This window comes from Nitrosospira sp. Nsp13 (assembly GCF_900101945.1).
GTDB classification, from domain to species: domain Bacteria; phylum Pseudomonadota; class Gammaproteobacteria; order Burkholderiales; family Nitrosomonadaceae; genus Nitrosospira; species Nitrosospira multiformis_D.
In genome coordinates, this window is record NZ_FMVD01000002.1 from 232016 (window position 1) to 247326 (window position 15311).

Sequence of the window (15311 nt, forward strand, 5' to 3'; positions counted from 1 at the left end):
GCCAGGGTGAAGCATCGGGCGTTGCGGCAACGTTATGGCTTGTTACGATACATGACCACCGTGAAGCGAACGCCATGCTCGTCGCGCGTGGCGTCCAGATCGAAGGGGTAGGCATTATTGGCATCAAGTTTACTGGCCACTGCGTCAGCATCAAGTCCGGCGTACCAGGCCCATTTGCCGGCGCCTGGTTGCCCAGCAATCGCAGCGAATCGCTGCTGGCCGTCCTCAACGTAGGCGCGCACACGCAGCAGGCTGGCACCCAGTTCGACGAGCCTGGTATCAAGTTCGTGTGCGGTGAGATCGGTTAAAAACCATGATGATCCAGATCGTTCCTCCAGAATCACGGCATATTTACGAACCCCATCCGCGACATACGTGACAAAGTCGGAGATGCCGTGGTGGCCGTCGAGGAGCTTGCGCACACTGGCCTCATCCAGATCGAGATGAACGTTGGACAGTGGCCCCGGTTCCTTTTGCAAAACCAACGAAAAGCGTCGCTGTGGCCCGCTGATATCGACAGTGATGGTGGCGGGCCAGGCCCCGGTTCCGCGCGGCAGAACTTCAATCGCGGCGTCGTCGAGATCGAGTACGTAACTGTGATCGAGTCCGGAATCCTTGAAGATCAGCGCGGCGAACCGTCGATGACTGCCTGTGCCATAGCTCGACAACCGCATCAAATTCATGCCCGGCACAACTATGCCGTCGATTTGATCTGATTCAATGTCGTGTGACCAGTACCAGGCCTCGGGTGATTTTCCTGCAATCATGCTTTCTCCTATTGCCACCCGAGATCTGTGGAGCGGTCTTACGGATGGGTGAGGGTGGGGTGCCGGTCAGGCTATTTCCAGCCCGACATTGAATGATCCAACATAACCCGTATCACTTTTGATGAGCGTCAGTATCAGTTGGTCTCCTCCACTCCATCGGAAAATACCATCCCCCTTATTTCTCGGCGCGCGGGGGCCCCTTTGGGCATACGGCTGCGTTGCATAAACATGATCGGTTATGGAATCGTCGAAGTAGAGTTGCGACGTGAACTCACGGGCTCGCATATATTTTGGATCGGTACGAATCTTGAAGTGGATATGGGGGGTTCTGCCCGAATACCAGCCGGGGTAGATAGTCGTAAATCGAACGTTGCCGTTTGTATCTGTTACTTGATAGCCGCGCAGGAATTTTTTGCCAACGGTATTAAAACCACTATCCATAACGTCCGAATAAACTCCCTGGGCATCGCAGTGCCAGATATCCACAACAGCGCCCGCGAGCGGCTTGCAATCGGTTTTATCTACTGAGGAAACATGAATTTCGAGCGCGAGAGGCAATCCTTCTCTTATTGAGCCATCCGAGGGATCGGAGCGAATATCCGGACGATGCAGACGTTCATCAACAAAATAGGGACCCTCGGTCTGCTGGGGGGTGACGATGCAGGAAAGTATCCTTCCATTGACTTCCCTGGTACCGGAGCCGCGAGACGAGCAGCCGGTGAGCATATTTATTCCCGCTGCTCCCAGCAGGGTAAGCATTTTTCGTCGGCTTAACAGCCATTCCTGGTAATCATCAGCGCTCATGCTTCTCCCCTAGAGTTTAGAACAGCGGCCAACTGCCAAAGGATGCCAGGACCCCACACGGGCTTCGGAGTGACGGATATCGCTGCCAGTTTTTGAGTAGCTCTTTCCTTTCCTTTGGCAGTACTCGCGCTAACTTCGTTCCCGGGATAGATGTTTTAGCGTGATCTGATATTTCCGCTCTGGTCCGAAATAACTATTTCCACCCGGCGATTCAATAGTCGTCCCGCCTGGTTGGCGTTACTGGCGATCGGAAAGTTTTTTCCATAACCGCGAGTTGTTATGCGATCCCCACTAATACCCAGATTCAGTAGCGTATCACGTACTGCATTGGCGCGTCGTTCGGAAAGCTCCTGGTTATGGCTATCGCTGCCCGTACTGTCAGTAAATCCTTCGATAAAAACCGTGCGTTGCGGATTCTGTTTCAGAACATCGGCAAGCTTTTGCATTTCCCGAGCCCCGCCCGACTTGAGTTGTGCCTGATCGGTATCGAATAGCACATCGCCAAGTGTAATGACTAGTCCCCGATCCGTTTGCTTTGCGTTCAGCTCATTGAGTTGTTGTTCAAGTTCCCTGGTCTGCTGCTGAGACCTGTCCGCTTCTTGCGTTCTGGCGGCAAGACGAACTTTATCGCGTTCCGCTTCGGCTTGGGAAACATCCGCTTCAGCACTTTTACGCTTTGCGGATTCCTGGGCGATTGCCACGCGCCGTTGCGCCAGATAAGCCAAATGGTCTACCGTGGCCGGATCTTGTCGCTGATTCCACGCATTGTTTGCCTTCGACAACGCGTCGCCTGCCTCCTTCAGTTCCAGGGCAGCCAGATTGACAACCTGTGGATTGCTCTGTGCATCGTTGTAGCTACTACGAGCGTCTTCCAGGCGGGCATTTCTGTCTGGCGTCGCACAGCCTGCCAGGATGGCCACGGCGACAAGCGAGATGGTTAGTAACTCATTCTTATTCATGAGCGAAACCTCCTTTGTATGGGGTTATTTTGCTGTTCGGTCCATTTCGTCCTGGAGAGTGCGGTTACTGTCCCTTAACGCGTCTGCTGCTTTCTGTGCTTTTGCCGCACGAGTTCTGGAACTGGCTAGTTGAGCATTTATTTGCGCTTTTTCACCTAACTTTATAGCTACTTTATAGTCATGCGCTATTGCTGCCTTTTCCGCAGCATCCAGATTTTCCTGGGCGTCTTTCAATTCCACCGCTGCGTATTCAGCTGCGCCGGCGCTTACCGCATCCGCAACGGTGGTTCTTGCTACCGCAAGCTGCGCCGCTGTATCTCTCTTTTCTGTGGTTGCGCAAGCCGCGGTGAATATAGCCGCAAAAGCAACTAAACTCATTGTTCGATACCACTTGAACCTGGAAATGTCTTTCATTTTGACCTCTAAGGAATCAGGTTGAATAATGAGGGAACCGAACAAAGTCTATCCGCTAAAATTGGATTATTCAGTGTGCTAGCGCACTTAGACCCTGAGACGAGCACATGCAACGCGGAGAAAATGGCGAGCCAAGGGTTTTCGGCCGACACGTTATCTGGGATGTAACGAGAGATGTTGCGTGGCGCGGGCGGTCGCGCGAGTTATAGTCAGCGAGAGAGGCATAACCCGCTGTCAACTGTTGCCGTGAAAAGCAACAGCCTTGTATCCTATCTCCGGGAGGGGGCAAATTTCAACCACGTTGGCAATATTCACGATAGCAATATGCCAGTTGAGGCCATTATTGAGCCGAATATCGGCCTGCCGTGAAATCGGGTTAACTCAGATCAACCTTCAATTCCGCAACGTAACATTAATCGGGGCATGATTTATTCGGGAGCGGCGTGGCAGTTATTTGCGAGTCTGCTCAATAGGTTGTTTTTCACTGCGGGCCACTCGTGCTGAAGTATTGAATAAACAACCGTATCGCGGATTGAGCCATCGGACATTCTTTGGTGGCTGCGTAAAATTCCATCCTGTTTTGCGCCTAGTCTTTCGATCGAAGTTCTGGAGACATGATTGAAATAATGTGTTCTGAATTCTACCGCGACAGCTTCTTTTTTCTCAAAAATATACTGAAGTAACAATAACTTGCTTTCACTATTCACACCTGTTTTACACACTGATTTTGCATACCAGGTGTAGCCCAGCATCGGCCTTTTGTTTATTTCGTCAACGTTATAAAAACGGGTTGTGCCAACAATCCTGCCTGTTTTATTGAGCCTGACGGCAAAAGCGATATTTCCTTTCGCTGCATCTTCAACAGCGTGCGTCACATAGCTTTCCATTTGTTCCGGTGAGGGCACCTTGGCAAACCAGAGCTTCCAGAACTCTCCATCCTGTACAGCAGCCTTCAACGGCGTGACGTGATCCATCCCGAGAGGGGCAAGTGTTACAACCGCCCCCTTCAACTCTACCGGTTCAAGCCAGCTCATTTTTTCTTCATGCTGTTGCTATTTATATGGATAACAAGTATCAGGAATTTCGTCATCCCGGATTTGGTGTGGATCCAGCTCAGATCAATAGTGGTGTACTTTGCATGCCAGATCAAGAATCACGTTGCATTGCGACGAGTTTTAAAACATTGGCTTCTTTTTGGCAGAGTTATAACGTTTGACCCCGCTCATGATTTCCGCCTTGGCATCTTTGACGCCAGCCCAGCCATTTATTTTGACCCATTTCCCCGTTTCCAAATCTTTATAGTGTGCGAAGAAATGTGCGATTTGCGAGAGCACCAGCTCAGGTAAATCGTCGTAGGATTTTTTTTTGCGGTAGAGGCCACATAGCTTATCTATGGGTACAGCCAGCACTTTGGCATCCTCACCGGCTTCATCAGTCATTTTCAGCATGCCCAGCGGCCTGCAGCGTACTACCACGCCGGAAATGAGCGGAACCGGCGAAATCACCAGTACATCCACCGGATCACCATCTTTCGACAGTGTGTGAGGAATATAGCCGTAGTTGCATGGGTAGTGCATTGATGTAGACATGAAACGATCCACAAACATCGCGCCGGTCTCCTTATCCACTTCGTACTTGATGGGGTCGGCGTTCATGGGTATTTCTATGATGACGTTGAAATCATTGGGCACGTCACGGCCAGAATTTACCCGGTCGAGATTCATATTAAGTTCCTGTTCTTGGTGGCTGAAAAATGTCTATTATAACTATGAGTCTGAGAGATTGCCCGATTTCCGTCCATGCGCATGTTGTTCAGTTTATCCATTATGGCTGCAATCGCCTATGCTGCATTGGCAGCATTGATATTTTTCGCCCAATCGAGCCTTGTCTATTATCCGGGATCTGGAAGAAATATCATCGAAACACCTAGTGACCGAGGCCTTGCTTACGAGTCTGTGGAAATTGCTACCTCGGATGGTGAATCCCTGCATGGCTGGTTTATCCCTGTCCCAGCTGCAACGGGGACGGTATTGTTCTTTCATGGAAACGCCGGCAATATTTCGCACCGCATGGACTATCTGCTGATGTTTCATCGCCTTGGTTACAACACCCTCATTTTCGATTATCGCGGCTATGGTCAGAGTAGCGGATCTCCTTCCGAGTCAGGTACTTATCTTGATGCTCAGGCGGCGTGGCGTTACCTCACCGAAACAAAAGAAATTCCCTCAACGCATGTTGTATTATTCGGTGAATCCTTGGGCGGCGCAGTGGCGGCGTGGCTTGCGGCGCGAGAAAAACCGGCATTGCTGGTACTTGCCTCCGTATTTACTTCCATCCCCGACATGGCGGCGAAGATTTACCCTTTTTTGCCGGTACGTCTGTTATCCCGTTTTGAATATAGTACGATTGACTATTTGCAAACTGTTACTTGCCCGGTGTTCGTCGCGCATAGCCCACAGGATGACATTGTGCCGTTCACGCATGGCGAGGCGCTGTATCAGATCGCACCTGAACCAAAGCAATTTCTGCGGTTGCAGGGTGGTCACAACAATGGATTTATTTTCATGCAGGAAGACTGGGTGGAAGCATTGAGGAAGTTTATTGACACAAACTTAAGCGCATTTCCATAGCTTTACTATAAAGAAAAGTAGCTGTGATTATGTTTGACCGATTAAATTTGCTTTGGACTATATCATGCTGGTGATAGCTCACCGCGGTGCCCACACCGCATTTCCCGAAAATACGTTGGCTGCTTTTGAAGCCGCAGTGGCGCTGGGCGTAAACGGTATCGAAACCGATGTGCGCATCAGTCTTGATGGTCTGCCGGTACTGATTCATGATCGTGTGATTGCATCGGGGCAAGCCGTGGCCGATCTCACCCGCAGAGACATCGAAGAGGTTTCAGGACATGAGGTGCCAACGCTGGATGAAGCGCTGGAGCAATTTTCCGGCATCCTGTGGAATATCGAGATCAAGACAACGAGGGCATTATCCTCGGTCATAAGAGTGCTTGAAAAGCATCAGGCCAGCCATCGGATTGTCGTCACCTCCTTCCGTCACGATCTGGTTGCAATCTGCGCGTCATCTCTTATGGTCAATTGCGGCCTGTTGGTGGCGCATCGGCCACAAACGCTAAATTCCTTGCTGGCTGATTCTGATTGTGATGGCAATCCCAGGGTCAATCATATTGTGTGGGATTATGATGTTCTGGATGATAGCCTGTTGAAGCAGGCGGCTACGGATGGTTTTCGTAATTTTGTCTATGGTCCGATGACAAAAATGGAGCACGATTACTGCCGGGAGCTCGGTGTGGATGGCGTGATTACCGACTATCCCCTTTTAGCCCAGAATGCGTAGCTTGCATTGAGAAAAAAAAGCGTTGCAGGTTGGCTAAAAGCAAGGAAGAAAGCTGATAGTTATCCTGCAAGCGAAGCGCTTATTTGACTATTTTGATTTTCTGGCCGGGTACCGGCTCGCCCTCAGGATACTGGCCATTAAGTAAACGCAAGTAATTTTCGGCGTTTACACCCAAGGGGGAATTCCGTGCCAACTCGGTGTAGCTCAAACCTTTCCTGGCAGTGATGGTTCTGATCTCAAGCGGTTTGATGGATTCTCGCTCCGCATCGGTGAGCGCGCGGAAACTTTCAATCGCGCTGGAGATTGCCGCGCGGTAACGGTCGAACGCGGCGGGAGAATCGCCTCTCCCCGCAAGAAGATATGCCTTGCTGTCGTGGTAAATCACGCCTGCCTTGAACGGCTCTCCATTCTGTGTAGTGGAGGTCACAACAGCGACAGGCAAGCCGTTATTGGTCATCGATAAAATCTGATCGGAGGATTCAAGACGAAAGCGTTCCCGAGCAAGATCAGCCGGGGAACCGCGGGGCGTATCGAAGAGACTCAATGCCATCAGCGCATCCCCATCGGGGCTGGTCGCCACAACTTCATCGGGCTTGTTGCGTACACGCCAATCGGGAGGAAACGACAACATGAACCCCATCTCTTTATGTCGAAACGTACTTCCTCGCACAACCCCTTGGTTGACCGCATCGCCAAATACCATCCCGTCGGTTTGGCGCAGGAATTCCGCGCGACGATCATCCGTGCCGGCCGGTTCGATGTATTGGTTCGCTTCGCCAACCACTTCCTGCAGGCGTGTGTCATTGTCGGGGTGAGTGGCAAAAATGCCATGATAGCGACGCGGTTCACGGCCTTCCTGCTTAGCGACTTCAATGTCAAATAGCTCCTGGTTTTTCAGCACGCCAATGACCTTGATCATTGCCTGTGGATCATAGCCGCTTCGCGCAAGATACTCGGCACCCAGACGATCCGCCTCCAGCTCGTGGCTACGGCCATAGCCCGAAAGGAGGGCACTGCCGGTAAACCCTAGAAGGCTTTGTAGGCCTTGTGCCAGTTGCCCGCCCAGTTGCGGCATAAATATTCCCGCCACCAGGCCCCCGACAGTGGCAGCGGCATTGGCGGCAGTGGCGGCGCTATATTGCCGTACGCTGTGGCGCGCCGTCACGTGGCCAATCTCATGCCCCAGCACAGCGGCAAGTTCGGCTTCGGAGTTAAGATATGCCAGTATGCCGCGCGTGACATAAATATAACCGCCGGGCAGGGCAAAAGCATTTACTTGAGGACTGTCGACGACCGTGAAATGATATTCGAGCTGCGGCCGGTGGCTTTTTTTGGCGAGTTTTTGTCCGACTGTATTAACATAGTTCTGGAGGGCGGGCAGATCATAATTATCATATTTCTTCTGAATTTCCGCGGCGGCCTGCCGCCCCTTGTTCATCTCGTCGGCTTCCGACATGAGAGTGAAGTTCCGGCTGCCGGTAACCGGATTTATCGCGCAACCCGCAAATAGAAGTACCGTACTGAGCGCAACGATAAATCCAGGTGTGGATGAAGTCCTCATGGCGCTATATCAACCTAATCTTCATCTTTTTGGTGAGTTCGCTACCGACTACCAGATTTAGGTTAACGATTGGAATACGAAAAAGTTGCAGGAAAATAAAAAAGGGCAGCTCGAAGCTGCCCTTGGTTTGCCTGGTGACCCTTACCACCCGCCCTAGCTGCCATCATACAGAGAGAGATAGAGATGGGGATGGAAACAGTGTTAAGCCGTTGTCTGTTTTTCCGTCTTTTTGCCGTATTTCTGGCGAAATTTCTCTACCCGCCCCGCGGTGTCAACGATTTTTTGCTTACCGGTATAGAACGGATGGCAGACCGAGCATACTTCTATATGCAAGGGCTTGCTCATGGTGGAGCGGGTCTGAAATGTGTTGCCGCAACTGCAGGTCACGGTGATTTCCTGATAATCTGGATGAATTTCTGCTTTCATGGTTCGTGTCCTTGATCTAACCCCGTCCGGCAGGCTGCGGAACGGAAAGGGGCATATTATCCTTTAATCGGGAAGGGGTTGCAACAATGTGGTTGTTATGTGGAGGTTGCCGGTGGGCTTGAATCAGGAACACAAGACGTATTTACCTGATCCTTCATCGCCTATACCCGCCGCATTGAATCAAAGAAATCCGCGTTGTTTTTCGTGGCCTTGATCTTGTCGAGCAAGAATTCCATTGCATCCATGTCATCCATCGGATAGAGCAGCTTGCGCAGCACCCAGATTTTCTGTAACACGTCGGGCTTGATAAGCAATTCTTCCTTGCGGGTACCGGAACGGTTGACGTTGATTGCCGGATAGGTGCGTTTTTCCGCCATGCGCCGGTCGAGATGGATTTCCATGTTGCCGGTGCCTTTGAATTCCTCGTAGATCACATCATCCATGCGCGAGCCAGTATCGACCAGTGCGGTGGCGATGATGGTGAGGGAGCCGCCTTCTTCGATGTTGCGCGCGGCACCAAAAAAACGCTTGGGACGCTGCAATGCATTGGCATCGACGCCACCCGTCAGTACCTTGCCGGAGGCGGGTACCACCGTATTGTATGCGCGTGCCAGACGCGTGATCGAGTCCAGCAATATCACCACATCCTTCTTGTGTTCCACCAGCCGCTTGGCTTTTTCAATGACCATGTCGGCGACTTGTACGTGACGCACCGCCGGTTCATCAAAAGTGGAAGAAACCACTTCGCCTCTGACCGAACGTATCATCTCGGTCACTTCTTCGGGACGCTCATCTATCAGCAGCACCATCAGGATAACGTCAGGATGGTTGGCGGCGATCGCGTGAGCGATATGTTGCAGCATGACGGTTTTCCCCGATTTGGGACTCGCCACCAGCAGGCCGCGCTGTCCCTTGCCGATGGGGGCAATGAGATCGATGATGCGGCTGGTGACATTTTCCTCGGCTTTGATGTCACGTTCGAGCAGAAGCCGTTGGGTGGGAAAAAGCGGGGTAAGGTTCTCAAACAGAATTTTATGCTTGGAGTTTTCCGGCGGCTCGTTGTTGACCTTGTCTACCTTTACCAGTGCGAAATAGCGTTCGCCATCCTTGGGAGTGCGGATTTCGCCTTCTATCGAATCTCCGGTATGCAAGTTGAAACGCCGGATTTGGCTGGGGGAGACGTAAATGTCGTCGGGGCCCGCCAAATAGGAGGTATCCGGCGATCGCAGAAACCCGAAACCATCCTGCAAGACTTCCAGCGTGCCTTCACCGAAAATACTCTCTCCCTTTCGCGCCTGGTTTTTCAGCAATGCGAAAATCAAATCCTGTTTTCGCAGACGGTTGGCGCCGTCAATTTCATTGGCAATAGCCATCTCTACCAGTTCGGTGACATGGAAGTTCTTAAGGTCGGATAGGTGCATGGACGGAATTCGTGGGTGAAAAAGCAGGGGGCGTAAAGCTTCAGAAAACGTTGGGGAAGGGCGATGGGGTAGGGCAAGAATTAGAAGCGGGATCCAACCGGATTCCGCTTTACTTACTTTAGGGAGGCAACAGTTATAAGAGTAGCCGGTTTAAATATGGCTGTCAATAAAAGCGGTCAATTGCGATTTGGATAGTGCGCCAACTTTGGTTGCCTCAATATTGCCATTCTTGAACAACATGAGCGTGGGGATACCCCGGATACCGTATTTTGGGGGCGTCGCCTGATTTTCGTCAATATTAAGTTTTGCCACCTTGAGCCGCTCCCCATATTCTTTAGCAACTTCGTCCAGAATGGGTGCGATCATCTTGCACGGACCACACCATTCCGCCCAATAATCAACCAATACGGGCACGGCTGATTGCAAGACTTCGGATTCAAATGTTCCATCGGAGACGTAATGGATATGCTGGCTCATGGGGCTCTCATTCAAAGGTTAATATATTCGGCTAATGACGTACGGCAAAGCGGAGGTATCGGTGTATACGTCTGAGCCGGTCAGAATAGATGTATAAGATAACAGAACATAGAAACTATATGCTAAAAAATTAAATATTGTTATATTTTGCCTATGCTAGCGAAAAAATGTGCGAAAGGGAAGTGTCATATCATAATCAAATTATGATCAGTGACACGTGATAGAAAAAAATACCCTGGCACCGCGCGTAAGCCGCCTAATCCGGGTGTGACATCTGACCCTGTGGGTAAAAGCCTTTTACGTTTGATTCCCATTCCGCCGGATATCAGGCGATTTTTCCCCACGAATCCCGCAATGTTACCGCACGGTTGAATACCGGTTTGCCCGGTTCCGTGTCCTTGCGGTCGGCGATGAAATAACCGTGACGTTCGAACTGGAAGCGATCTTCCGGTTGAGCCTCGCTGAGCGAAGGTTCCACGTAAGCGGTGATGATTTTCTTCGAATGTAAATTGAGGGACGCCTTATAGTCTCCTCCTCCGGCATCCGGATGCGCTTGCGCAAACAGACGATCATAAAGCCTTACCTTGATTTGCCGTGCATGTTTCGCTGCAAGCCAGTGGATATTGCCCTTTACTTTGCGTTTCTCCGCTCCCGCCGTGCCGCTTTTGGTGTCGGGATCATAGGTACAGTGAATTTCCATGATTTCTCCGTTCGCATTTTTCACGACGCTAACGCATTTTATAATGTAAGCATAACGCAACCGTACTTCGGCACCGGGAGAAAGGCGGAAATAGCCCTTGGAGGGAATTTCCATGAAATCACCACGCTCGATATAAATAATTTTCGACAGCGGCACGATGCGCTTTCCCCACTCCGGCTTTTGTGGATGATTGGGGGCAAGGCATTCCTCTTCGCTATCTTCTGCATAATTATCGATAATGACTTTTAGCGGTTCTAGGACGGCGATACGCCGGGGTGCACGATCATTCAGGTCTTCGCGCAGGCAGTCTTCCAGCACGCTCATATCTATCCATGAGTCGGCTTTGCTGATACCGATGCGCTCGGCAAACAGACGTATGGACTCAGGCGTGTATCCTCGACGCCGCACGCCGGCCAGGGTATTCATGCGCGGATCGTCCCAGCCATCGACGAAACCATTTTCAACCAGCTCGATCAGTTTTCGCTTGCTCATCACCGTATAGGTTAGATTCAGCCGCGCAAATTCGATTTGCTGCGGGTGGCATGGAACAACGTCTTTCAACTGATCCAGTACCCAGTCGTAGAGAGGGCGGTGATCCTCGAATTCCAGCGTGCAAAGCGAGTGGGTAATTTTCTCCAGCGCATCGGAAATACAATGCGTGTAATCATACATCGGGTAGATGCACCATTTATCGCCGGTACGGTGATGATGAACGCGACGGATGCGGTAGATCACCGGATCGCGCAGGTTAATGTTGGGAGAGGTCATGTCGATCTTAGCGCGCAAAACGTGGGTGCCGTCGGCGAACTCCCCTGCTTTCATGCGGCGGAACAGGTCGAGATTTTCCGCAATGGCGCGTTCACGGTATGGACTGTTCTTGCCACCCTCGGTTAAAGTGCCGCGTAGCGCGCGGATCTCCTCGGCATTGAGGCTGTCCACATAGGCTTTCCCCTGGGTGATGAGACATTCGGCAAATTCGTAAAGTTTGTCAAAATAGTCGGAAGCATAGTGGAGATGATCTCCCCAATCGAAACCAAGCCAACGGACCGAATCGAGTATTGAATCGACATACTCCTGCTCTTCTTTCTCGGGATTGGTGTCATCGAAGCGCAGATGGCAAGCGCCGTTATAATCATGTGCGAGGCCGAAATTGAGACATATGCTTTTTGCATGCCCGATGTGGAGATAGCCATTCGGTTCGGGGGGGAAACGGGTTTCCACCCGTCCATTCCATTTGCCGGCGCGATTGTCTTCTTCAATGATGTTGCGGATGAAGTTGGAAACGGGCGGCGTGGCGGGGATTGCTGCGGAATTATCTTTCAAGTCGGCCTCTCGGAATATCATTCTTATACGTCAGACAAACTATTATAGTGGTAATCGTATTCAGGAAGCCCCTGAATACGTTTTTCATTGTATTTTCGGGTCAGCAAACTTTCTGTCTAAGCCCAGGAAACGACTCAAGAATTTATTTGGAGGAGAGGGTTACCCGATAAGCCGCAGTAACACAGGCGAGGATATTTACACTACACTGATTGTCATGAAGCCCCTTACTTTTTCCATTCTGCGTCTATTGAGCGATGGTGCCTTCCATTCCGGCGTGACGATTGCCCAGAGGCTGGATGTCTCGCGCGCAAGCATCTCTAATGCGCTCCGCGACCTGGACGAAGTGGGTCTGACCGTGCACAAGGTGCACGGTCGCGGTTATCGCCTGCCTGATCCGGTGCATTGGTTGGAGCGAAACACTATTTTGAAGCATCTCGGCAAGGAAGCGCGCAATTTTAATCTGGAAGTGCTGGATATCGTCGAATCCACCAATAGCCTGTTATCACAAAAAGCTGCAATGGTATCGAGTCCCGGTAACGATAGTATTCATGTGATCGCAGCCGAGTTGCAAACGCGCGGACGCGGACGGCGCGGGCGACAATGGCATTCCGGCCTGGGTGACGGTCTTACTTTTTCCCTGTTATGGCGGTTCCAGCAGGGTGCGAGTTTTCTATCGGGTTTGAGCCTTGCGGTCGGAGTAGCTATCCTGCGCGCACTAAAATCGATAGGGATTAAAGATGCCGCGCTCAAGTGGCCGAATGACGTGATGGTTAGCTTCTGTAAATTGGCGGGAACACTGATCGAATTGCAGGGCGACATGTTTGGTCCTACCGTTGCGGTGATCGGTGTCGGCATGAACCTGAAATTGCCGGACACCATCCAGGCGCGTATAGATCAGGGTGCTACAGATATATTCTCCATCACTGATGAAATGCCTGACCGTAACAAATTGATGGCGATACTATTGATTGAACTCATAACGATGCTAAGGGAATTCGAGCACCGGGGCTTTGCACCGTTCCAGAAAGAATGGGTGGATCACCATGTATGTGAAAATAAACCTGTCACACTCAGCCTGCCTGATGGCTCAAGCCAGGAAGGCATAGTACATGGCATAGCGGCCGATGGATCGTTGCTGCTCCAGACTGCGACAGGAACTCATGGTTATAGCAGCGGCGAGATCCTGCTGTGCAGGATGGCATAATCCTGGTCCGGCGGTTGATCGCTCATATTCCATATTAGTGTTATGATTCACAAAGATTTTTTGCGCCGCATGATTTTCACCTTTTTGGTGAGTTCGCTGCAGGATGGATTAGACGGTTTTTACGGTAATGACTGCGTTGCAACTTCCTGGAATGGAATAGCCATTCCGAGTCGTTATCCGTACCTTTCGCCAGAAACCGTCCACTCCTGTCCAACTCCGGATTTAGGTTAGTATGACAGTCTCTCCACCCCTTCTGCTGATTGTTGATTCGGGCAACACCCACGTCAGATGGGGGCTGCATGATGGCAGCAAATGGCTGAAGCAGGGGATGGCGGCGCAAACTGGAAAGGCATCGCTGGAGCGGGAATGGCAAGATCTTCGGGAGCCCGCGCGTATCCTGGTATCCCACGTTGCCGGTACGGATGCGAAGGCGGATTTATCTGAGCTATTTTCTCGCTGGAGGATTGAGCCGCAATGGGTCACTGCCGTTGCCTACCAGTGTGGCGTGCGCAATTATTACGCTGACCCCGCACAGCTTGGCAGCGACCGCTGGGCGGCGCTGGTTGCGGCGTGGGAATTGCAACGGCAGGGCTGCCTGGTAGTGGATGCCGGCACCGCCATGACCGTTGATGCGCTTTCTGACACCGGGGAGTTTCTCGGCGGTATCATCACCCCCGGTATTGATATGATGCAAAGAGTATTGGTGGAACATACCGCATCGCTAAAACCCGAGGAAGGAAAGTTTTGCGATTATCCCGACAGCACTGCTGACGCCATATTCAGCGGTGCGGTGCATGCACTCGCAGGCGCCGTGGAGCGCATGGCCGCGTTGCTCGCCACCACCCTCGGCCATGTGCCTGACTGCATCCTTTGTGGTGGCGCGGCGCAGCAGTTGCAATCCCAACTTAACCTGAATGTCAGAGTGATGGATGATCTGGTGCTGGAAGGTCTGATATTAATTGCCCGGGAGAGCATGGAGGATGCGGCTACCGGCGCTATAAAGCTGGATCCCTGATTACAAATTACAAATGATGTAATTCGGTATTTTTTTGCCACCGCGGCTGATCTGGAAATATATGTCCGTTTTTCAGCACACAACTTTCTATACTACGGTTAATCAGCTGCAGCAGTTGCCGCCGCCGGATGGTGTAGAGATAGCTTTTGCCGGACGCTCCAATGCGGGTAAGTCCAGTGCTATCAACTCACTCACTAATCGTGCCCGTCTTGCTTTCGTTAGCAAAACACCCGGACGTACTCAACACATAAATTTTTTTCAATTGGGAAGCGGTCGTTTTCTGGTTGATCTTCCCGGCTATGGTTATGCTAAAGTGCCCGCTGCAATTCGCCAGCATTGGGAACATCTGCTCAGTACCTACCTCCAAACTCGCGAATCTCTTCACGGCATGGTATTGATCATGGACGTGCGGCATCCTTTGACCCCGCTTGACCGGCAAATGCTGAACTGGTTTGCGTCAACGGGAAAACCGGTGCATGTGTTGCTGACAAAGTCGGACAAGCTGAGCAGGCAACAGGCGGCAAAAATACTCAAGGACGTACTATCGTTTTTGCGCGAAACATATCCGCAATGTAGCGTACAATTATTTTCCAGCATGACCCGGGAAGGGGTCGAAGAGGCTACCGCCTTGCTGGGTACGTGGCTTGGATTGGATACAAATCTGATTCAGGAATTAAATGCTGCGCAAAGCCAGAAAACGAAAATAAAAAGCCCCCGGTTAAAGGGGAATAAAACCGGGGGCAAACTACCTTAATAGGGATTAAGGTACCCGCTCAGGGAGGAAAAGCGGGAGACAATTAAACACCGTCTGTTAATAAGATAGAAAATTTGGATACAAGTTCCCCATATTTAATTTTTTATCTGATTTATTCTTTTTTTTAGG

General features: G+C 51.2%; 16 protein-coding genes. 5 read left to right on the plus strand and 11 right to left on the minus strand.

The features are described from left to right. Window positions 1-32: 32 nt before the first annotated feature. From BLO43_RS04595 to ppa, 6 genes are all read right to left on the minus strand, one after another. The gene (locus tag BLO43_RS04595) at window positions 33-767 is read right to left on the minus strand and encodes a hypothetical protein (protein WP_090906034.1); all 735 of its coding nucleotides are present in this window, start codon (window positions 765-767) and stop codon (window positions 33-35) included. A 66-nt stretch (window positions 768-833) separates the two neighbouring features. Beyond that, window positions 834-1571 carry an intradiol ring-cleavage dioxygenase gene (locus BLO43_RS04600; protein WP_090906035.1) on the minus strand — a complete coding sequence of 246 codons (738 nt, stop codon included), beginning with the start codon at window positions 1569-1571 and terminating at the stop codon, window positions 834-836. A gap of 155 nt (window positions 1572-1726) precedes the next feature. Beyond that, complete coding sequence (locus BLO43_RS04605; protein ID WP_090906036.1) at window positions 1727-2530, minus strand: OmpA family protein; 804 nt, start codon at window positions 2528-2530, stop codon at window positions 1727-1729. 24 nt (window positions 2531-2554) lie between these two features. Further along, window positions 2555-2989, minus strand: a complete 435-nt coding sequence (locus BLO43_RS04610) for a DUF4398 domain-containing protein (RefSeq protein WP_090906037.1) — start codon at window positions 2987-2989, stop codon at window positions 2555-2557. Between the two features lie 383 nt (window positions 2990-3372). Continuing rightward, window positions 3373-3978 (minus strand): GNAT family N-acetyltransferase, encoded by a 606-nt coding sequence (locus tag BLO43_RS04620; protein ID WP_090906039.1) that lies wholly within the window; start codon window positions 3976-3978, stop codon window positions 3373-3375. A gap of 141 nt (window positions 3979-4119) precedes the next feature. Continuing rightward, window positions 4120-4668 (minus strand): inorganic diphosphatase, encoded by a 549-nt coding sequence (gene ppa / locus BLO43_RS04625; protein WP_090906040.1) that lies wholly within the window; start codon window positions 4666-4668, stop codon window positions 4120-4122. 75 nt (window positions 4669-4743) lie between these two features. Between ppa and BLO43_RS04630 the strand changes: the two genes are divergently transcribed. Beyond that, window positions 4744-5574 carry an alpha/beta hydrolase gene (locus BLO43_RS04630; RefSeq protein WP_175443859.1) on the plus strand — a complete coding sequence of 277 codons (831 nt, stop codon included), beginning with the start codon at window positions 4744-4746 and terminating at the stop codon, window positions 5572-5574. Between the two features lie 64 nt (window positions 5575-5638). Next, window positions 5639-6301, plus strand: coding sequence for a glycerophosphodiester phosphodiesterase (locus BLO43_RS04635; protein ID WP_090906041.1), 663 nt, complete (start codon window positions 5639-5641; stop codon window positions 6299-6301). A gap of 79 nt (window positions 6302-6380) precedes the next feature. Here the strand turns inward: BLO43_RS04635 and BLO43_RS04640 are convergent, their stop codons facing one another. From BLO43_RS04640 to BLO43_RS04660, 5 genes are all read right to left on the minus strand, one after another. Next, window positions 6381-7862: a M48 family metalloprotease gene (locus tag BLO43_RS04640; protein WP_254773330.1), complete on the minus strand. Its 1482-nt coding sequence runs from the start codon at window positions 7860-7862 to the stop codon at window positions 6381-6383. A gap of 201 nt (window positions 7863-8063) precedes the next feature. Further along, entirely contained in the window at window positions 8064-8288 is a 225-nt protein-coding gene (rpmE, locus tag BLO43_RS04645) for a 50S ribosomal protein L31 (protein WP_074633858.1), read from the minus strand. Window positions 8289-8449: 161 nt separating this feature from the next. Next, complete coding sequence (gene rho, locus BLO43_RS04650; protein WP_004179512.1) at window positions 8450-9709, minus strand: transcription termination factor Rho; 1260 nt, start codon at window positions 9707-9709, stop codon at window positions 8450-8452. A 150-nt stretch (window positions 9710-9859) separates the two neighbouring features. Next, window positions 9860-10186, minus strand: a complete 327-nt coding sequence (gene trxA / locus BLO43_RS04655) for a thioredoxin TrxA (protein ID WP_074633857.1) — start codon at window positions 10184-10186, stop codon at window positions 9860-9862. Window positions 10187-10511: 325 nt separating this feature from the next. Then, window positions 10512-12209 carry a glutamine--tRNA ligase/YqeY domain fusion protein gene (locus tag BLO43_RS04660; RefSeq protein WP_254773331.1) on the minus strand — a complete coding sequence of 566 codons (1698 nt, stop codon included), beginning with the start codon at window positions 12207-12209 and terminating at the stop codon, window positions 10512-10514. A gap of 214 nt (window positions 12210-12423) precedes the next feature. On the opposite strand from BLO43_RS04660, the gene BLO43_RS04665 reads away from it, so the two are divergent. The 3 genes from BLO43_RS04665 to yihA all read left to right on the plus strand — a co-directional run bounded on the left by BLO43_RS04665 (window position 12424) and on the right by yihA (window position 15182). Further along, window positions 12424-13413 carry a biotin--[acetyl-CoA-carboxylase] ligase gene (locus BLO43_RS04665; RefSeq protein WP_090906043.1) on the plus strand — a complete coding sequence of 330 codons (990 nt, stop codon included), beginning with the start codon at window positions 12424-12426 and terminating at the stop codon, window positions 13411-13413. A 232-nt stretch (window positions 13414-13645) separates the two neighbouring features. After that, window positions 13646-14428 (plus strand): type III pantothenate kinase, encoded by a 783-nt coding sequence (locus BLO43_RS04670; protein WP_090906044.1) that lies wholly within the window; start codon window positions 13646-13648, stop codon window positions 14426-14428. 61 nt (window positions 14429-14489) lie between these two features. Further along, a complete protein-coding gene (gene yihA / locus BLO43_RS04675) occupies window positions 14490-15182 on the plus strand; it encodes a ribosome biogenesis GTP-binding protein YihA/YsxC (protein WP_090906045.1) in 693 nt (230 codons plus the stop codon). The last annotated feature ends 129 nt before the right edge of the window (window positions 15183-15311 follow it).